17 protein-coding genes are annotated in these 18,997 nt (G+C 42.7%); 5 read left to right on the plus strand and 12 right to left on the minus strand.

Translation table 11 applies throughout. The features are described from left to right. Positions 1–10: 10 nt before the first annotated feature. Positions 11–1,351 (minus strand): hypothetical protein, encoded by a 1,341-nt coding sequence (locus tag OCU56_RS07435; protein ID WP_261872601.1) that lies wholly within the window; start codon positions 1,349–1,351, stop codon positions 11–13. 431 nt (positions 1,352–1,782) lie between these two features. Here OCU56_RS07435 and OCU56_RS07440 point away from each other — a divergent pair, with 431 nt between their 5' ends. Continuing rightward, positions 1,783–2,643 (plus strand): DMT family transporter, encoded by an 861-nt coding sequence (locus tag OCU56_RS07440; RefSeq protein ID WP_261872602.1) that lies wholly within the window; start codon positions 1,783–1,785, stop codon positions 2,641–2,643. A gap of 163 nt (positions 2,644–2,806) precedes the next feature. Next, positions 2,807–4,075: an NRAMP family divalent metal transporter gene (locus OCU56_RS07445; protein WP_261872603.1), complete on the plus strand. Its 1,269-nt coding sequence runs from the start codon at positions 2,807–2,809 to the stop codon at positions 4,073–4,075. A gap of 235 nt (positions 4,076–4,310) precedes the next feature. On the opposite strand, the gene OCU56_RS07450 is transcribed toward OCU56_RS07445, so the two are convergent. Beyond that, positions 4,311–6,338, minus strand: coding sequence for a U32 family peptidase (locus OCU56_RS07450; protein WP_449361858.1), 2,028 nt, complete (start codon positions 6,336–6,338; stop codon positions 4,311–4,313). A 198-nt stretch (positions 6,339–6,536) separates the two neighbouring features. Between OCU56_RS07450 and OCU56_RS07455 the strand changes: the two genes are divergently transcribed. Then, the gene (locus tag OCU56_RS07455; protein WP_261872605.1) at positions 6,537–7,493 is read left to right on the plus strand and encodes an AEC family transporter; all 957 of its coding nucleotides are present in this window, start codon (positions 6,537–6,539) and stop codon (positions 7,491–7,493) included. An 88-nt stretch (positions 7,494–7,581) separates the two neighbouring features. On the opposite strand, the gene OCU56_RS07460 is transcribed toward OCU56_RS07455, so the two are convergent. Together OCU56_RS07460 and OCU56_RS07465 are read right to left on the minus strand one after the other, a co-directional pair. Continuing rightward, positions 7,582–7,770, minus strand: a complete 189-nt coding sequence (locus tag OCU56_RS07460) for a hypothetical protein (protein WP_261872606.1) — start codon at positions 7,768–7,770, stop codon at positions 7,582–7,584. A gap of 375 nt (positions 7,771–8,145) precedes the next feature. Continuing rightward, positions 8,146–8,460: a DUF3861 domain-containing protein gene (locus OCU56_RS07465; RefSeq protein ID WP_261872607.1), complete on the minus strand. Its 315-nt coding sequence runs from the start codon at positions 8,458–8,460 to the stop codon at positions 8,146–8,148. A 281-nt stretch (positions 8,461–8,741) separates the two neighbouring features. Between OCU56_RS07465 and OCU56_RS07470 the strand changes: the two genes are divergently transcribed. Then, positions 8,742–9,218 (plus strand): YehS family protein, encoded by a 477-nt coding sequence (locus OCU56_RS07470; RefSeq protein WP_261872608.1) that lies wholly within the window; start codon positions 8,742–8,744, stop codon positions 9,216–9,218. A 113-nt stretch (positions 9,219–9,331) separates the two neighbouring features. Further along, complete coding sequence (locus OCU56_RS07475; protein ID WP_261872609.1) at positions 9,332–10,558, plus strand: DEAD/DEAH box helicase; 1,227 nt, start codon at positions 9,332–9,334, stop codon at positions 10,556–10,558. A 101-nt stretch (positions 10,559–10,659) separates the two neighbouring features. On the opposite strand, the gene OCU56_RS07480 is transcribed toward OCU56_RS07475, so the two are convergent. The 8 genes from OCU56_RS07480 to OCU56_RS07515 form a co-directional block, all read right to left on the minus strand. After that, positions 10,660–11,088, minus strand: coding sequence for a hypothetical protein (locus OCU56_RS07480; RefSeq protein ID WP_261872610.1), 429 nt, complete (start codon positions 11,086–11,088; stop codon positions 10,660–10,662). Beyond that, complete coding sequence (locus OCU56_RS07485) at positions 11,081–12,115, minus strand: formate dehydrogenase subunit gamma (RefSeq protein WP_261872611.1); 1,035 nt, start codon at positions 12,113–12,115, stop codon at positions 11,081–11,083. The genes OCU56_RS07480 and OCU56_RS07485 overlap by 8 nt, the downstream gene beginning before the upstream one ends. 17 nt (positions 12,116–12,132) lie before the next feature. Continuing rightward, positions 12,133–12,741 carry a formate dehydrogenase FDH3 subunit beta gene (fdh3B, locus tag OCU56_RS07490; protein WP_261872612.1) on the minus strand — a complete coding sequence of 203 codons (609 nt, stop codon included), beginning with the start codon at positions 12,739–12,741 and terminating at the stop codon, positions 12,133–12,135. 12 nt (positions 12,742–12,753) lie between these two features. Beyond that, positions 12,754–15,609 (minus strand): formate dehydrogenase subunit alpha, encoded by a 2,856-nt coding sequence (locus tag OCU56_RS07495; protein WP_261872613.1) that lies wholly within the window; start codon positions 15,607–15,609, stop codon positions 12,754–12,756. A gap of 12 nt (positions 15,610–15,621) precedes the next feature. Beyond that, the gene (locus tag OCU56_RS07500) at positions 15,622–15,822 is read right to left on the minus strand and encodes a hypothetical protein (RefSeq protein WP_261872614.1); all 201 of its coding nucleotides are present in this window, start codon (positions 15,820–15,822) and stop codon (positions 15,622–15,624) included. Between the two features lie 15 nt (positions 15,823–15,837). After that, entirely contained in the window at positions 15,838–16,437 is a 600-nt protein-coding gene (locus OCU56_RS07505; RefSeq protein WP_261872615.1) for a TorD/DmsD family molecular chaperone, read from the minus strand. A gap of 8 nt (positions 16,438–16,445) precedes the next feature. Further along, a complete protein-coding gene (locus tag OCU56_RS07510; RefSeq protein WP_261872616.1) occupies positions 16,446–18,116 on the minus strand; it encodes a 4Fe-4S binding protein in 1,671 nt (556 codons plus the stop codon). A 178-nt stretch (positions 18,117–18,294) separates the two neighbouring features. Further along, a complete protein-coding gene (locus tag OCU56_RS07515) occupies positions 18,295–18,996 on the minus strand; it encodes a DUF3306 domain-containing protein (protein WP_261872617.1) in 702 nt (233 codons plus the stop codon). Position 18,997 lies beyond the last annotated feature (1 nt).

An 18,997-nucleotide genomic window follows, 5' to 3' on the forward strand; every position in this document is an offset into this window, starting at 1 on the left:
GTGTCTCTCATTATTGTACTAGCTCAAGCTTAATGATTTTACTACGATCAAAAGTGACACGGTAACGTGATGTTCTTTCTTTTATTCCGCTAGGCTCGGTTTTCTTTTCATGAATTTTAATCTCAATCCTACCGCGACGAGAAATGCTAACCTTACGCGATTTATTGGACGTTGAATACACATACATATCTCTATTTTCACTAGGAAAACAACGCATTATCTGCCCAAGATCGATGGTGGTATTGGTTTTAATCTTTTTAAATCCGTTATATTCAAAGTTTTTTAAGTTAACGATCTCTTTGAAAAAAAGCGAAATATTCTCTCGATTAGCAATGGCCACTTTAGAGTTCGGTTGCGAATTGAACCATGTTTCTCCACTACCTAAATCGGTCTTTTTATCCGGCATGCTAAAGGTGGATACGACCCGTGGTTTTTTACGAATGATCTTTTCAAACACCCAAGATTTAATGCTTTCTTTAAACACATCTCGCACCACATACAAAGCGGCAAAGGCCAACACAAATTGCAAATCCGTGTCCAAACCCATAAGACGAAACTGAAAAATTACCACACTAAAACCTAACATAATCAAGCCTGTAGCAATAGCGAGGGATAAATAGCGTTCTTTTTCCCCTACTCGCTGACTGCGGCTATGCACCCTAAGTGGCAGTTCCAATAGTTTTTTTTGTAAATCCGTTTGGTTAAAGACACGCGTCAGTTTTTCTTGATCCTCAGCCTCAATACTCTTCACAGAGTAAATGCCTTCATACATTTGAGTAACGCGGTATTCATCTTCAGCCATTGACAATTGTGACAAGTAATCTCTAGCCGCCGTCGCCCCTTTGATGTTTTGTACATAAGCCGTTTGTCGCAGCAGATATTGCTCAAACTCATAAGATAAGATGGCATCTACTTTACGAAAACGTTCAAATTTTTGGTCATCTTCTAGTGAAAAGCGACGAAATGACGTTAAAATATTCGAATGGCCTTTCGCCTTTTCAATGATCTCTTCTACTGCTTGATCTTCTTTTTGTTGGCTGGTTTTAAAGGAACGAATTTCGTTAATAAAAAGATACGCAAACAAGCTGATAGAGGTTTTATAGGAGTCATAAGGAAGCTGTTCTTTCTCTAAAATTTTGATATACAACAGCATCAAGCTAATGCTTTTTCCTTTATGAAAGCGCCGGGTTTGAGTAAAGGAACTATCGAAGAAATCGCCTGCAGAAAACGTATCCCCAAGATCGATACTGCTTGGAATAACAAACTCAACTTTTGTTTCTACTTGCGAAGCGGCAGAGAGTGTTTGTTGCAGTTCAATACTCTTTTTAGCCGTTATCTTCAGATCTAACATTTATCCAAACATCCTTGTAACACATCCAATATAACGACACATTGTAACATTGTTCTGCGCACAAAGCGTATGCCCATGTTCAAGTTCTACCCTTTTGAAAGCGTTAGAAAAAGTAACTTAAACGCCTCATTTAAGCCAAAACATCACGCCATAAAGGGCGTGATAAGCAAGCCAAAGGCATTAACTATTGGTGTTACTGTATTGTGTTCTTAGGGTAATAAGCATAAGCCGTTAGTATGACTAACTATTGAAAGACAAGGGGCATCTCTATGGGTTCTATTAGAGCTTAATTAACCATTGTTTAGGGAAAAAGGAGCAATACTCTTTTCATATTCCGCGTCCTACTTATATTATAGCTTCTCTTTGTAACTTCAATTCTTGCTTCAGTTTGTAGTAAGTCAAACCGACCATTATCAGTAAGTGAGTATCACGTGCGTATTTTGTTGTTAACCCTATTGGCCATGATTGCTTTTGCCGCCAATTCTCTTCTGTCTCGCTTAGCACTTGTGGATGGCGCTATTTCTGCCGAACTATTTACTGTCATTCGTCTGGTTTCTGGAGCGACGACATTAACGCTTATTTTGCTGCTCACCCAAGGCCGCCGTGTTTTTTATTCACAGTGGAAAAGCGCATGTTACTCAGGCGTAAGCTTATTTTTGTATGCCTTACTTTTTTCCATTGCTTATACTCGGTTAACCACAGGTGCCGGTGCGTTAATTTTATTTGGCGCGGTGCAATTTTCCCTGTTAGGTGCGCACTTAATTCAAGGGTATCGCTTTCGCACACTCGAGTGGGTGGGGATAGGGATTTCGTGTTGTGGCTTTATAAGTCTAGTGGGTCCTTCCTCTTCCTTTTTATCTATCTGGCCGGTGCTATGCATGTTAATTTCAGGGTTGAGTTGGGCAAGCTTTACTTTATTAGCCAAACAGTCGCAATCTGCGCTTCCTGCCACCACTAAAGGGTTTATCATGGCTTCGCTGTTGTCACTAACGCTGATACCTTGGTTATTTGATAGTGGCTCATTCAATACAAAAGCGATGATGTACGCCATTCTATCTGGTGCAATAACTTCTGGTCTTGGCTATGTACTTTGGTATGCCGTAGTGCCAAAAATCAGTTTACTGAGTGCTTCTTTATCACAACTTCTCGTTCCGGCTATCGCTATGCTAATGGGCTGTGTCTTTTTACAAGAGGCACTAGATTTACACAGTATCACTAGCATGTTGCTTATTCTTGGGGGCATAGCACTGACCTTATATCAGCAACACGCTTCCCAAAGCCTTAAGGATTAAGGGTTAATTAATTTTCCCCACCGCCAGAACTGAACAAACAACCATCAGTTGCACCAATTTGGACAGTATTATGCCCGAAAATGTACAAAAATATTGACATGTGTCACATCTGTAATGATTATGTCATATATTGACAAGATAAATATCACACATGGACGTGACAATGAACAAAGCGGTATCCCCTCAATCAATCCCCTCTCAATTACAATCTCTAAGTCGCTCTTTAGGGCCTGGGATCATGGCGGCTGCGGCTGCGGTAGGTGGCTCTCATTTAGTGGCATCCACTAAAGCGGGCGCAATTTATGGATGGCAACTGGCCCTTTTAATTTTGCTAGTTAATCTATTTAAATACCCATTTTTTCGAGCAGGGGTGCAGTACACCATTGGCACGAAAACAAGTTTGGTCGAAGGTTACTCAAAGCTTGGCAAGCCGTATCTTATCGCATTTGCTGTATTGAGCATTATTTCTGCCGTGGTGAATACTGCGGCTCTACTGATGTTTAGTGCCAGTTTGCTCGCGTATTTTATTCCTGTCGATCTCTCTATGACAACGCTCTGCATCATCATATTGATCACCTGTTTGAGCATTTTACTCATAGGTCATTACAAAGCACTGGATGCACTGTCTAAAATAATCATGGCCGTACTCACCGTCACCACTTTGATTGCGGTGGCCATAGCTTTTAGTAACCCAGTTCAACCACAACCAGACTTTGTTGCTCCCTCTCCTTGGACACTCGCGGCCATAGGCTTTATTGTTGTCACTATGGGGTGGATGCCAGCGCCTATAGAAATTTCGAGCTTAACCTCTATGTGGTTAAAATCTCAGTGCCGTGATCAAAATGTGACGGCTAAATCAGCCCTATTTGATTTTAATGTCGGCTATATCAGTACCGCCATTCTCGCATTGGTCTTTGTTTCATTAGGGGCACTATTGATGTATGGCTCTGGGGTAGAATTACAAACTTCAGGGGTGGGGTTTTCACACCAATTAATTGGTTTGTATGCATCAACCATAGGTGAATGGTCTCGTTATTTAGTGGCGGTGATCGCTTTCTTCTGTATTTTTGGTAGTACCATTACCGTTATTGATGGCTACTCTCGTGTCATTACCGAGTCTCAGCGCTTATTACGTAAGAACCAAACCATTCACCCTATCACCAATCAAATTTGGATGGTTTGCGTAAGCTCGGCTGCATTATGCATTGTGGTGTTTCTTGCCAAAGCCTTGTTGCCTATGCTCAACTTTGCCATGGTACTTGCGTTTATCACTACCCCATTCTTTGCCTTATTGAACTTTATTTTGGTGACTCGAACTCCACTACCTAAAGAATTGTCTGTGGGCCCTAAACTAAAGGCACTATCCATTGTTGGCTTGATCTACTTATTTGGATTTCTTGCTTTATTTATTTGGTGGAAATGGTTCATGTAAGCGAAACATCACTACTTTAATACGCACAAAGGCAGCCTATTTGGCTGCCTTTGTGCGTATTGATTTCATAAAAGTTGTGCCAATCGTAGTCATTAACTGATCATTCTAGCTTGTTAACACACATGATAACGGCGTTGCAATTTTTGAATGTAGAACAATATTTATCAAAAATAGCGCCTTGTTCTCAAGTGTTTTTCCTGCGCTATTTCTGAGCACTTAATTACTGTGATTGGTATTAAATTCCCTTATGGTATTGGTGATTACTGGTTGGCGAGACTTGATTATAAATGGCAGAAACAGTCTCTCCATCAGCCATTTGACTCTTAATTGCGGCCAAAAACAGATCCACTAATTGTCTGTGGCTGACCTGTAATTGGGTCTGTGTTTGAATATCTCGAAGATCAATACATACATCAGTAAACAGCTGTGGGTAATCTTCTAGCACTTTGAGATTTAACACATTGTGTTCACTATAAATGCTGTTGTGACTGCCTTTGTGTTTTTGCACCACATATGGGTTATCTTTGAGGTTAATAATGGATGTGTGTTTTTCACAGCGTTTTAAACACCCTTTATTGATTTTGATCTTCTTACAGCCTGCCGTTTGCTGAAACAGACATTGGCGACTGGTTAACAAGGTATTTGGGTGATACACGCTATAGAATGTTCTAAAGCCTTGCCCTCGTTTAATATGACGAATTTGCTTTTTACTCAATTCATTCGAGATAAACGCACCACTGGCGGCAAACTCTTGCTGCAAACAATGCATCGCAAATGAGTTCGTTATATTCATTTGTGGCCCTGCAATCCAACTCAAGCCTAACTGTTGCGCTTGATAACCAATACCGGAGTTATTAGTCACTAATTCACTAGGACGAATATGCTCGAGAAACTGCACTGCTGCTGTAAAGTCTTCACCGATTAAGATCGCTGGGAAAGACGGCTTTAGATTTGGGTACTGTTCAAATAATGTCAGTAACTGGGCAAGCTCCGCTTTCATCCCCATCGGCATTTGATAATAAGTATCAAATTGGGGATCTAACGCCAAAGACACATGATCACGGTTAGAAATTAACACCGACAAACGTGCAATACTGTTTTCAGGATTGTGGTGGGTTAGCGTCTGTATACGAAGAGGTTCAATGCCCCCTTTCAAACTTGAGGTGCTAGATGATGAAGTCTCAATATCAAAATGGGCCGTTTGCTGCGCAACATGTTCAATGATCTGTGTTTTATCATCGTACAGCTTACTTTTGATCGCCTTAACTTGTTCTGTAGAAGTACAGCGATACACATTCGAGAAATGCGTTACTGCATTATCTCTTGGGTTATCAATGTACATATTTTTTCCAACGTTACCTTGTAAAAATCCGTTGGAAAAATCACGGTTAAACACGGTATACAGTTGCGTGGTATCTGTAGATAAACGTTTACCGTCGCAATACCTGTCTATTTGTTTGCGCCAATTATCCACCACAGTAAACACATAGTGAGATTTTTTAATCCTGCCTTCCACTTTAAGGGAATAGACACCCGCATCCACTAGCGCTTCAAGATCACCAAAGGCCGAGTTATCTTTGAGGTTAAGAGGGTAATTGTTGCCTGTTGTCGTTGTTTGATACTGCTCACGACAAGGTTGACTGCATCGACCTCGGTTACCTGATGCACCATTGCGCGCCGAACTGATGTAACACAAGCCTGAAAAACCAATACAATAAGAACCATGAACAAACACTTCCATTAGTACATTATGCTGATGACCAAAGTGAGCTAACGGTTTAATTTCAGTAATCGTCAACTCTCGGGAAAGATTAACTCTACTGACACCCATCTGCTTCAGAAAACGTATTTGTCCCTCATTATGGGTATTGAGTTGTGTAGAAGCGTGTACATCCAAATCAGGGAAATAGACTTTTAATAAGTACGCAAGCCCCATATCTTGCACAATAACACCGTCAATATCTGTGGTATTTAACTGGCTAAGCAAGCGTACAATAGCGGGAATTTCGCTTTCTAAGATAAGAACATTCAGCGTAAGAAAAATTTTACACTGCTGCTGATGGGCTAACTTAAGTACGCCATTTAGATTATCTAAAGTAAGGTTTGCTGCGCGATTACGGGCATTAAACCTATCTAAACCACAATAGATGGCATCTGCGCCCGCAGCAATGGCCGCTTTGATGGATTCAAGATCGCCACCTGGGGCTAAAAGCTCAAACTGTTCTCTTTTCACAATATCTTCCCGAGAAAAATAGGCGCACATCTTACGTGATAATTCGCAAAAAGTAACCTAGAGCGATGAATATACAACCAGTTATCGCCTAAGTATTGTGCTTACTAGCGCATATTTTATTTTGCCAAAGCCATGACAAACATGGCATCATAGCGCAAAGGGTTCATTTGTAATACAAAACAACAAGAGTGAGCCACCTTATTCATCTTTATTTCATTGTGGACGGTTATGGGACTTATTGATCAACTGGCTTTTTCTATCTCTGTAACAGGGCCTATCTGCTTAATATTAATTATGGGCGTGGTTTTGAAAAAAACCTCTATTATTAATGACTCATTTATAGAAAGTGCCTCTAATTTGGTTTTTAAAGTGACCTTACCAACGATGCTCTTTCTTAGCCTAGTAGAGGCCGATCATGACTTTGCCACCAGTGCATCTTTAGTTGGCTTTAGTATCGGTAGTAACTTACTCTTTTTTGCATTTTGCAGTGCATTGATCGCCATCATATTGAAAGGAAATAAAGACAACGGAGTGATTGTTCAAGGGGCTTTTCGTGCCAATACCGGCATTATCGCTCTAGCCTATGTTGCCAACATGTATGGCAATGAAGGTTTAGCTACAGCCGCTATCTATGTCGCCGCAACCACACTTTTGTATAATGTTCTAGCGGTTATCTCTTTAACTCCTAAAGGGGCACAAACCGGCGCTAGCGCTATAAAAACCATATTAAAAAGCATTACCAGTAATCCGCTTATTATCTCTATTATGGCCGGATTGCTGTATTCCTTTATCGGTTTACCTGTCCCTAAAATTGCCTCCGATGCCGGCCATTACTTTGCCAGTATGACTCTCCCCCTAGCACTGTTATGTACCGGAGGTTCGTTAGATTTACACTCCCTTAAACATGAAACATTACCAACATGGATAGCCACCGTACTTAAATTAGTCATCGCTCCCATCGTTAGTTGTTTACTTGCTTATGCCCTTGGCTTTCATGGTCCAGCATTGGGCATTATCTTCTTTATGACGGCCTCACCTACCGCTGCGGCAAGTTATGTCATGGCCCGCTCTATGGGGGGCAATTCAACCTTGGCGGCCAATATCATCGCCCTCACAACGATTGCATCTATCGTCACCACTACGGCAGGATTGGTTATTTTAAACAGCTTGAACCTGCTTTATTAAGCGGTATCCACATAGCATAAAGCCCATAATATATGGGCTTTATAGGTACAATCTAAATAGTTATTAGTGTTGCTGTTATAAATCGCAACTATGAATTATCACAACCACAGTTACAACACACACTAGGACGGTTCATCAAACCGCGCCATAACCAGATAACGCCCCACAACCCACCGGTAAAGATGGTCATAATTAAATGAAGCCAATGCATTGGGTGTGTGGTTTCATGGGTTGTGCCTTCACCGCAAGCTGGACAAAATTTAGTTACTAGTGCCACTATGACTCTCCAAAAACATAAACAATTAACAATAAGTACTTCTATATACTACATATACACCAAGTTGACGGTCTGCTTGTATATGCAACTAACGTTTGCTGCCATTTGTTTTTCGAATCCGTGATCAAAGTTACTAAACTTGAATTAAGCCTAATCTATTCCAACAATTTTCAGCATCACCAATGCGCAATCCCATAAACACTGCATATTTATTCCATTAATCGTACTAAATAACTGATCATTCTAGCTTGTTAAAATACTCGATAACTGCGTTAGAATTTTTGATTGTAGAATAACTACTTATCGAAAAATTCTGCCTTGTTTTCGAGCATTTTTCCTGCGCTATTTCTGAACACTTACTTAGTGTGCTTGGTATTAATGGTCTCCTTGCACGCTAGCCTTCATCTTGCTTTTCAAGTTTTGCATAAACACTTTAAAATGAGGCATAAAATCTAGAAATAATGGATGTTTTCTTTTTTGCATCATGACAGGTCCTAGCAATCGCAACGCCAACCCTAATCGAGTCGCTTCATCTGCTGGCAATTCACTGCCCTTTTTCAACACCTCGACTAAATGAAACAGATCTTCCCTATCTTGAAATTCAATTTGTAATGTTTTGCTCTCCTTTTGAGAATCGAACTCCTCAACAGTAATACGGTAGTGATGACCTTTTTTAGTTATCGGATTCATAGCTCACCTCTTAGAAACTCATAGAATAAAAATATCTATGCACAACGACACTCTATGCACTCAATATTTAGTTGATAAAGTCTACATTAGACTTGTTGGTTGTCTTTGTCAACCAATATTGTGCATGAAACATACAATCTGAGTCATTTACTCCCTTAATATTTAAGTGATGCACATTGAAGCATCACGATGAATATGAACTAACATTACTCTTCATTCGATGGTCTGTGTTAAGGTGCTTCCTCACTTTATCTCTGTGACCAATCCAACTAGGAATTATTTTGACTAATAACGATATTTTACGCCGCATTCGCTATACCTTTGATCTTAAAGACGCTGATATGATTGATATTTTTGCTGCAGCGGAACAAACAGTAACTCGTGCTCAAGTAAGCAACTGGCTGAAGAAAGAAGAGGATGAGGCATTTTGTAAAATCATCGACCAAGAATTGGCTGTATTTCTTAATGGCTTTATCAACACGAAACGAGGTAAACGTGAAGGGGCGCAACCTGAAGCGGAGTCACGTTTAACTAACAATATGATTTTTATGAAACTTCGTATTGCCCTAAATATGAAAGCAGAAGACATTCTCGATACATTGCAAACCGCGGATTTTAGATTGAGTAAGCATGAGTTAAGCGCCTTTTTCCGCAAACCAGACAATAAACATTATCGCGAGTGTAAAGACCAAATTCTGCGTAATTTTTTGATGGGTGTTCAACTGCAATTACGCCCTAATGATACGCACCAAGACTAAACTAAACTAAGAAAATGAGTCTAAGTCAGTAACTGAGCACAGTTTACGCCGAGAAACATGCTCAGTTACTCATATTAATACTCTCCCACTGTCATCGAAAATAAGATACCACTATGCCGTATTCCAACCTTGCTCTGTGTCCTGAACTCAGCACCTTACTGTTGTCTCACTTCAAAGCACCTACAGAGGTTCAATCTCTTGCCATCCCTGCTATTTTACAACAGCTAGATGTGCTGACTATTGCCCAAACAGGCAGTGGTAAAACCTTGGCTTACGGACTCGCTCTCCTTGAAAAAACACGCCTCAATCCATGCTCTACTCAGGCGATTGTTCTGGTCCCTACCCGAGAGTTGGCCCAGCAAGTGAGCGAAGCCATACAGCCTTTTGCAAATGCGGTGGACGTCTCGGTGTTAGCTTTGTGTGGTGGTAGCGACAAACAAGTACAAAAACAGCAGCTATTATTAAGCCCTGAGATCTTGGTGGCCACCCCTGGGCGGTTATTGGATTTACTGATGGATCAGGCAATAGATCTTCATCATTTACACTGCCTGATCTTAGATGAAGCAGACCGATTATTAGATATGGGCTTTTGGCCTGACATTCAAAAGATCACCGCTTTATTACCAAAAAAACACCAAACACTGATGTTCTCTGCCACTTTCTCCGCCGAACTCGAGGCCCAAGCATCCCAAATGCTTTACCAGCCAAAACGTATTCAAACCGCAGTCACCAATAGTGTCGTCGATGGCATTCAAGAAAACCTGTATCTGGTCAATAAAGGCAGTAAAGCAAATGTGCTTATAGCACAAATTAAACAACAGCAATGGTCTCAAGTGTTGGTGTTTATTAGCGCTAAAGATAATGCTGATGCTTTATGCAAAAAATTGACCAAAGCGGGAATTACTTGTGCAGCATTACATGGCAATAAGACACAGCAACAACGGCAACAAACATTAGAACAGTTCAAACAACATAATGTCACTGTGCTTATTGCAACCGATCTACTTGCGCGTGGTATTGATGTTCAGCAACTGCCTGTGGTGATTAACTTTGACCTTCCTCACAGTGCTGAGGTGTATGTGCACCGTGTTGGTCGCACGGCAAGAGCCGGTCAGCAAGGCTTAGCCATTTCATTAGTGTGTCACGGTGAAATCGAATCCCTAAGTGCCATCCGACAGTTAACACAAAGAGAGTTACCCCTGTACGAATTAGAGGCCTTTCCTGTTACTGACAAACCCTCTTCAGGTCAAAGTAAGCGCGCGCCACGAGACAAAAAAGCCAATCGTCGCACTCAAAATAAGAAAAGTGTGAAGCAGTTTAAGAGTAAGCGCTATCATTAAATAAAAAAACACCAAGCTAAAGCGCTTGGTGTTTTTGTTTTCACTTTATAACATTGCCATATTAGGCGAATCCGTGACTTCCTACGAAAAATACAATGAGATTAGCCCCGCGAGAATTGGTGCAAAGATTTCTCCTGCAGCACTGGCTTGTTTTCTTGTAACAAACGCATGCCTCGGGTCATTCGAATAAACCAAAATATAATCGCAATCGCTGAAATCACCCCACCGATAACAGGAATAAAGTGTGCCACTTCCTCTAACAGATTATTGCGGATCCAATAATCGTTAATGCCAATTAAGACACCATTTGAGGTCGCTATTGTCACAATCAGCACCACAAAGAAGCTCAAAAACAAAAAGAAATTTCTGATCAAGCTGTAATAATGCGAAATGATAACGTCACTATCTTCGTCTTTATCTAAACGGTATCCTGCATAAATAATGGCAATAACGCCAGAAAGCAAACAAGTAAACGGCGTTAAGAAGCTGCCAATATAAGCAAACCAAATACCTCGGTGATGTTTAGTCATGACTCACCTCATCCTTGTTACTGTTCTTTTTCATTGGCGTATCTTCCAGTTGATCTTTCACTTCTTCGTACCACAGATCGTGATGCTCCTTGGCCCAAGTCTCATCAACCTTACCGGTGACCATACCTTCCAATGCCCCTTCCATGCCGACTAAGCCGATATATATATGGAACACAAAACCACAGATTAAGATCAACGCAGAAATCATGTGTACTAAGTTGGCAATTTCCATATCACGACGAGTCTGATCAAAAATTGGGAAATCTAAAATAACCCCACTGGTCGCCACAACCACACCAAATACAATCAATAACCAATAAATGGCCTTTTCCCCACCATTGGAAAATCCTGCCGATGGATGAGACCCTTTGTGCTTACCAACCATGCCACCCATTTTCATAAACCACTGTACATCCGTTTTGGTAAAAATGGATTTACGCCACCATTTCACAAAAATGAAAATCAGTAGGATATAGAAAATCGGGCCTATGTAGTTATGGTACTGTTTTGCCGTGTAGATGACTAAACCCCATAACTCCGATGGAATATAAGGCTTCAAGAAGTGCTTACCGTACACTAACATTAGGCCGCTAAATGCTAAGGTTAAAAAAGTAAACGCCATCGTCCAATGAAGAGCTCTATCCATTCGACTCCAACGATTAAGCTTTCGACCTGTACGAGGTTTACTTAGCATTAATGGGCCCACTAAGAAGTAGGCAAGTACCACCATCATGATGCTACCAAAGATGGCCACCGCAGCGGCCGGTGACATCCATTTTTCTTTTAAAATGAACCAGGTTTGTCCAGGTACACTAATTAACACTCCGTGCTCAGCAGATGCTGAGGTAGTCGTACCCTCAACACCGCCCTTCACATCTCGCCAATAGTCTGCCCCAGCCAATTGAACCATTTCTTTTTGCGCTGTGTTATCGGCTTTTTGTTCAGCGTAACTAGGTGTACTCACCACCATAAGTACACTAGCCAATACCATTAACAGCAACAAGGTCCACTGTTTCGCTAACTGCATTCGATTGCTCCCCTTAGTTAGCTTTTCGTCGCATCAAATGCCAAGTCTTCGCCATCGCTCCAACCTGCACCTTTGGCACCACGTTCAACAACACGTTGACGGAAAATGTCAGAAACGATTTCCGCATCACCGGCCAACAGCGCTTTAGTGGAACAAAGCTCAGCGCACATAGGTAACTTGCCTTCAGCAATACGGTTTGAACCGTATTTAGCACGTTCTTCTGCAGAGCCGGTTTCTGTCTCTAGGCCACCAGCACAGAAGGTACACTTGTCCATCTTGCCTCTCTCACCAAAGGCCGAGGTGTGTGGAAATTGTGGCGCGCCAAACGGACAAGCAAATAAGCAATATCCGCAACCGATACATAGGTCTTTGTTATGTAGCACAATGCCTTCTTTGGTGTACTCAAAGCAATCTGCTGGACATACGGCTTTACAAGGTGCATCTGTACAGTGCATACAAGCCACAGAGATAGAGCTTTCCCCCGGCTCTCCGTCGTTTAGTGTCACCACGCGGCGACGTTGGATGCCCCACTCAAGAGCATCATCATTTTCGTTTTTACATGCAGTGACACAGCCGTTACATTCGATACAACGCTTGGTATCACATAGAAATTTCATTCTAGCCATAATTTATTTTCCTTACGCTTTTCGAATATTACACAGAGTGACTTTAGTTTCTTGCATCTGCGTTACCGGGTCATAACCATAGGTGGTTGCGGTGTTGGCCGCTTCACCAATAACATAAGGAACGGTTCCTTCAGGATAACGTTCGGTGAGATCTTCCCCTTGGAACTTGCCACCAAAGTGGAAAGGCATAAATGCAAGACCGGCACCCACACGTCGTGTCACCATCGCCTTAACATGCACGCGGCCTTTTTCAGCGCCTTCAACCCAAACCATGTCACCATCACTGATGCCAAGGTCATTAGCGTCTTTCGGGTTGATTTCAACAAACATTTCTCGCTGAAGCTCAGCCAACCATGGGCTAGAGCGGGTTTCTTCCCCCCCGCCTTCATATTCAACCAATCGGCCAGTTGTCAGAACAATGGGGTATTCTTTGGATTTATCCACATCCTGAATGCTCTTATACAAAGTTGGCAGGCGATAGATAGATTCACTGTCATCCCATGTAGGGTAATCTTTCACCAAGTCACGTCGTGGTGTATACAGTGGCTCTCTGTGTAACGGTACGCGATCTGGGAAGGTCCAAACCACTGCACGCGCTTTAGCGTTACCGTAAGGAATACAACCGTGTTTAATGGCAACACGCTGGATACCACCAGATAAGTCTGTTTTCCAGTTTTTGCCTTCTGCAGCCGCTTTTTCTTCTGCGGTCAAATCATCCCACCAGCCTAAGCTTTTTAATAGCTTGTCGCTAAATTCAGGGAAGCCATCTTGGATTTCACAGCCTTTAGAATAACTGTCTTCTGCCAGAAGGTTTTCTCCTTCAAACTCAACCCCAAAGCGAGCACGGAAGTTGCCTCCCCCTTCAGCCACAGACTTAGAAGTATCATATAAAATATGGCTACCTGGGTGACCCATTTCAGGGGTTCCCCAACATGGCCAAGGCAGTCCGTAGGTTTCACCGTTTACCGGTCCGCCTTCGGCTTCCAATGTGGTTTTATGGAAGGTGTGCCAGTTCTGTTGATGGTTTTTCAATCGCTCAGGGCTTTGTCCGGTATAACCGATTGTCCACATGCCCTTGTTAAATTCGCGAGTGATATCTTCAATCACTGGTTGGTTATTTTTCACTGCTACGTTTTTAAATAATTGATCGGCAAAGCCCAGCTTTTTGGTTAGCAGGTACATGATTTCATGATCAGGTTTTGATTCAAACAAAGGCTCAACCACTTGATCGCGCCACTGCAAGGAACGGTTAGATGCCGTTACTGAACCGTGTGTTTCAAATTGGGTTGTCGCAGGGAGTAAATACACACCATCAGTACGATCATTCATCACACCTGCCACTGTTGGGTATGGGTCAACAATGACCATCATATCGAGCTTTTGCATCGCTTTGCGCATCTCGGTACCACGGGTTTGAGAGTTCACCGCGTGTCCCCAATAGAACATGGCTCGGATGTTATCGTTTTGTTCAATATTGTCTTTATTTTCTAGCACACCATCGATCCAACGAGATACAGGGATCCCCATGTTGTTCATCGGCAGTTTGCCTCGGTATTTTGTTTGGTCGAAACGGCTTTCAATCCAGCTATAGTCGACATCCCACACTTTAGCCCAGTGTTTCCATGCCCCTGGTGCTAGCCCGTAATAACCCGGTAAGGTATGAGATAACACACCTAAATCTGTAGCGCCTTGCACATTATCGTGGCCACGAAAAATATTGGCACCGCCACCAGATTTACCCATATTTCCTAGTGCAAGCTCCAATACACAATAGGCGCGCGTGTTGTTGTTACCTGTGGTGTGCTGGGTTCCTCCCATACACCAAACGATACAACCGGGGCGATTGTCAGATAACATCTTGGCCGTTTTGTACATTTCTTCTTTTGAGGCACCCGTTACACGTTCAACATTGTCAGGGGTCCACTTCGCCACTTCTGTTCTGATTTCATCCATACCAAATACACGTTGGCGAATAAACTCTTGGTCTTCCCATTTGTTTTCAAAAATGTGCCATAACAAACCCCACACAAATGCCACATCCGTACCGGGACGCAACGCAATGTAGTGATCAGATTTAGCTGCTGTGCGAGTACGTCTTGGGTCAGCCACCACAATCTTACAGCTGTTCTTTTCTTTGGCGATCAGGATATGTTGCATGGCCACCGGATGAGCTTCAGCTGGGTTTGAACCAATAAACAGCATCGACTTACAGTTATGCATGTCATTAAATGAGTTAGTCATCGCCCCATAACCCCAAGTATTGGCAACACCAGATACTGTGGTTGAGTGACAAATACGGGCTTGATGATCGACGTTATTAGTGCCCCAAAGGGAGGCCATTTTTCTGAATGTATAAGCTTGTTCGTTATTGTGCTTCGCACTGCCTAACCAATAAACGGAGTCTGGACCGGACTCTTCGCGAATTTTTAGGGCTTGGTCACCAATTTCATTAATGGCTTCTTCCCAGCTGAGCTTCTTCCACTTGCCCCCTTCCAATTTCATTGGATATTTAAGGCGTTTTTCTCCACGGCCGTGCTCACGTAACGCGGCACCTTTTGCACAGTGGCCACCTAAATTAAACGGGTGGTCAAAGGCTGGCTCTTGCCCTGTCCAAACACCGTTTTGTACTTCAGCGTAAATACCACAACCCACAGAGCAGTGAGAGCATATGGTTCTTTTAACCTCAGTATTCCCTTGCGCTGTTGTCGTGTTTGCTTGCGCTTTTTTCATCATACCAGGGGCTAGCATACCAGCACCTACAACAGCACCACCGGCTGCAATTGATGAATTACGCATAAAGGTACGACGGGAAATACCAAACTTTTTATTCGGGCTAGAGGTGCTTTCAGAGCGCTTAGTCAGTTTCATAGTGTTGGGTTCCTAAAGTGAATCATAGTAGTCGCGGATATGCTTGGTTTCGCGATAACCTTTGTCATCCACCGATTGCTCGGTGTCAACTTTAACCGGGCTTGCCTGTGCTGTTGTTGCCACAGTACTCAGCATCGCTCCAGCGACTACACCACCACCTAGAGCTTTCATTGCTCTGCGACGATGATTATCAATATCTTTATTATTTTTCATGAATTCATCCTCAACCTAATCCACATCACTAGAACGAACAGCGATATGCTGCTCACTAAGTGCGACCTCTTCTAGCTCCATGAAAGAAGCGAAAAGAGAAGCGACAGTGATATAAAACTGTGCCGCACTTGCACCTTGAATTTGTGTCACTAAATTTTTATACCAGCTCGCAATATGACGATTAAAAAATACGCCCTGCTGATAAGCGTTTTCCTCGACCAACATCGCCATCACCTCACATAATGCGGCAATATGGTCTTCCGGTTCTTTAACGGTTTCGTTGCGCTCAAAGCCCAACGAGGCCAAATCTTGGCGCAATTCAATTAATGGTTTCTCCATTAACGCGCCACTGCGATGCCAAGAAGCAAATGGCATGACTTCGCCACGACCAATACCAATAAAGAGATTTTGATACTCGTCTTGTATCTGTTCTAAATTGGCACCTTTTGCTTGTTCACTCAGTGCGCTCCAATCTGCGCTCATCGCACTCGATTTATCATCGGTGTCTAAATTTGCTAACCACTGCATGAGTTGCCCATTGGGGGCTTGCCTAAATAAGGTGGCAAACAGCAAATAAATCTCAGCTCGTGGTGACTGTTGTACATCTTGATTCATGCTTACCCTTAATATTTTAGCTGTTTTGTAGGATCTTTCGCCATTTCTTGATAAATGTCTGCTACTCGGCAGTCCTCACACATAGCAATACGGCGTATAGCGGCATCATCTGAGAAGTGACTGTTGTCCTTTAATTTCGTTTGAAGCATAGAAATCATAGACTTAGGTGCAAACGGTTTTTGACAGGTTAAACACAGAGCGGGTTCATCTTTATTTATGGTCGCCACTGTGGTTCGCGAAGATCGATCCCAGTTCATTCTAGGTGTCAGATTCAAGGCATCTTCAGGACAGGCACCCTCACACAATCCGCACTGCACGCAGTCTTGTTCTATGAAGTTAAGCATAGGTGACTGACCTTCATTGTGTAATGCTGCGGTAGGACACACCGCCACACAGGCCATGCATAAGGTACATTTGTCCGTATCACATTCTACACTGCCATATGGCGCACCTTGAGGAAGGGCAACCTGTTGTTGCAATGGCACAAACGTGGTAGCCAATGCATCTAATGCTTGAAATAAACGAGCACGCTTATCCCCTTCCACCTCTCCTACAACAACCTGTAGTGGCTGTTCAAACAGTGTTGGCTTACTGCTACGAAGATCTTCTAAATACAAAACATCAATACAACCGGCATTAATTCCAAGCTGACGTAATAACGTTTGTGCTACGCTCACTTCTTCGTTTAGCACGCGAATGATGGTTGCTGGCATTCTTCTACTGGCGGCAAATAGCACCTGAGTCGCGCCATTGGCGAGAGCGGCAAACCAAGTATCAATACCCACCGAGGGCAATTCATTCACCACTATGGGAATGACGTTATCCGGTAGGACACGCAAGGCCATTAGGTTATAGGTTTCATGCTCGGCACTACAAAACAGCACAATGGGGTTCTCCCCCCCTTGCAGATGATAGTTCTTTAACGTGCGTTCAATATAACCTTGGGTTTCATTTGGGAAAGGCAAAGCGTATTCAATGGCGCCCGTTGGACAAGATGTGGCACAGGTACCCACCCCTTGGCAAAGAAAGGGGTTAATTTCTATCTTATAGCCAATTTCATCGCGCCCTTCACTGGTTAAGGCTCCAGCTGGACAAGATAAGATGCATCGTTCACACCCTTTGACTCCCCTTGAGCTGTGGGCACATTTGTCAGTATCCAAACGGAAAAACTTTGGTTTATCAAAGGTTCCCACTAAAGCATTAATTTCTTCCACAGCATCATCTAGACTTGGGTAGCCTCGTCCGACAGGAAAATACCCCACTGGAGGCACTTCCGTATTTATGTATGACTGGGCGCTAAAGTCGAGCACCACATCAAAGTGTGGCTGAGCAATGGCCACCGGAGCTAAGTCAATTTTAGATAAAGTGTCTTGTTGTGAAACCGTGAAAATAAACTGACCAAGATAACCACTAAGTTGTGCCGATGTGAAGTAATAGGCATCAACACTGGTGTCTACTTTATGCTTTGCCTCTAATGCAAAAGTCACCGAAGCCATCTGGGCAAACTGTAACTGCAGTTGTGCTAAGTTCTGTTCCGTGGCAATCACTAACAGTGCGCCTTGGCTTTCATAACTCACTGTGGGAGGAATAAGATTAGAGAGTTCTAAGGTATGGGTAAACGCATAGTTTCTCGCTTGCCCATTTAATGTTACAGATTGGGCTAAAAAATCCTTAAGCATTCGAATCCTATGGGTTAATAAATAAGTTTTTACTTATTATGTGAATGGTTTACGTAAGGATTGCAGATTTTTTGTTGAAGCATGTTAAATCCATAGGAATTTTGAGGCATTACGCACAAAAAAATGTTAACCGTGTGATTTTATGGATATTTTATCTATTCAATTGTCTATTTATACATCATTCCTCTTTATAAAAGCGCATTTCGCTATGTTGTGTTGTTTTCATGTCATCAAGATCATTTACAACTGGATGATTATCATTATCATTTGTAACTTTTGTTAAATCTTGCGTTATTGGGCCTTGTTCCAATGCACTTTGCCCGTCGCGAGCTTCATCCTGCTCACTGTTTTCAGCTAATGAACCCGCGGGATCACTCGTTACCACTGCAGTTTGTGGTGATTGTCCCTCATCGAGTTCATTCAATTGCTCCACTTTGTCACAGGTCCATTGACGTAATGTGTTAGTCACATCCGCAGACAGCGACTTTATTTGGCTAAAATCTTGATGATAATCGTTCAATTCATCTACTTCGCTAAACTCACCACTGAAAAACAGATTACGCAAGGCGCGTTTTTTAAGGGCCGGCGCTGCATCAGAAGCCAATAATGCGGACATAGCACTCCCTTGTTGCGACTCCTCATCATTGTCTAATGATTCAAGGGGCTCATCTTGCTCCGCTATTTTTTCATGCAAAGGCTCTTTTTTCGTATCCACAGGGTCACTACACTGTGTATCAGTGCAGGCCTCTGTACTGCCCTCTTTGACTCCTTGTGGGACAGTGGCATAATCCCTCTGGACATCAGAAGGGTCTAACTCTTCATCTTGAACGGGAACGGCATGTTTATGTAATAACCGTTCAAATAATCCACGACGACTCATA

Source organism: Vibrio rarus (assembly GCF_024347075.1).
Taxonomy (GTDB): domain Bacteria; phylum Pseudomonadota; class Gammaproteobacteria; order Enterobacterales; family Vibrionaceae; genus Vibrio; species Vibrio rarus.

Coding starts and splice junctions, on each gene's coding strand:
- OCU56_RS07485 (WP_261872611.1), bottom strand. CDS start 12,115: ATGCAGTTAGCGAAACAGTGGACCTTGTTGCTGTTAATGGTATTGGCT.
- OCU56_RS07475 (WP_261872609.1), top strand. CDS start 9,332: ATGCCGTATTCCAACCTTGCTCTGTGTCCTGAACTCAGCACCTTACTG.
- OCU56_RS07435 (WP_261872601.1), bottom strand. CDS start 1,351: ATGTTAGATCTGAAGATAACGGCTAAAAAGAGTATTGAACTGCAACAA.
- OCU56_RS07505 (WP_261872615.1), bottom strand. CDS start 16,437: ATGAATCAAGATGTACAACAGTCACCACGAGCTGAGATTTATTTGCTG.
- OCU56_RS07465 (WP_261872607.1), bottom strand. CDS start 8,460: ATGAATCCGATAACTAAAAAAGGTCATCACTACCGTATTACTGTTGAG.
- OCU56_RS07480 (WP_261872610.1), bottom strand. CDS start 11,088: ATGACTAAACATCACCGAGGTATTTGGTTTGCTTATATTGGCAGCTTC.
- OCU56_RS07495 (WP_261872613.1), bottom strand. CDS start 15,609: ATGAAACTGACTAAGCGCTCTGAAAGCACCTCTAGCCCGAATAAAAAG.
- OCU56_RS07455 (WP_261872605.1), top strand. CDS start 6,537: ATGGGACTTATTGATCAACTGGCTTTTTCTATCTCTGTAACAGGGCCT.
- OCU56_RS07515 (WP_261872617.1), bottom strand. CDS start 18,996: ATGAGTCGTCGTGGATTATTTGAACGGTTATTACATAAACATGCCGTT.
- OCU56_RS07500 (WP_261872614.1), bottom strand. CDS start 15,822: ATGAAAAATAATAAAGATATTGATAATCATCGTCGCAGAGCAATGAAA.
- OCU56_RS07450 (WP_449361858.1), bottom strand. CDS start 6,338: ATGTGCGCCTATTTTTCTCGGGAAGATATTGTGAAAAGAGAACAGTTT.
- fdh3B (WP_261872612.1), bottom strand. CDS start 12,741: ATGGCTAGAATGAAATTTCTATGTGATACCAAGCGTTGTATCGAATGT.
- OCU56_RS07510 (WP_261872616.1), bottom strand. CDS start 18,116: ATGCTTAAGGATTTTTTAGCCCAATCTGTAACATTAAATGGGCAAGCG.
- OCU56_RS07445 (WP_261872603.1), top strand. CDS start 2,807: ATGAACAAAGCGGTATCCCCTCAATCAATCCCCTCTCAATTACAATCT.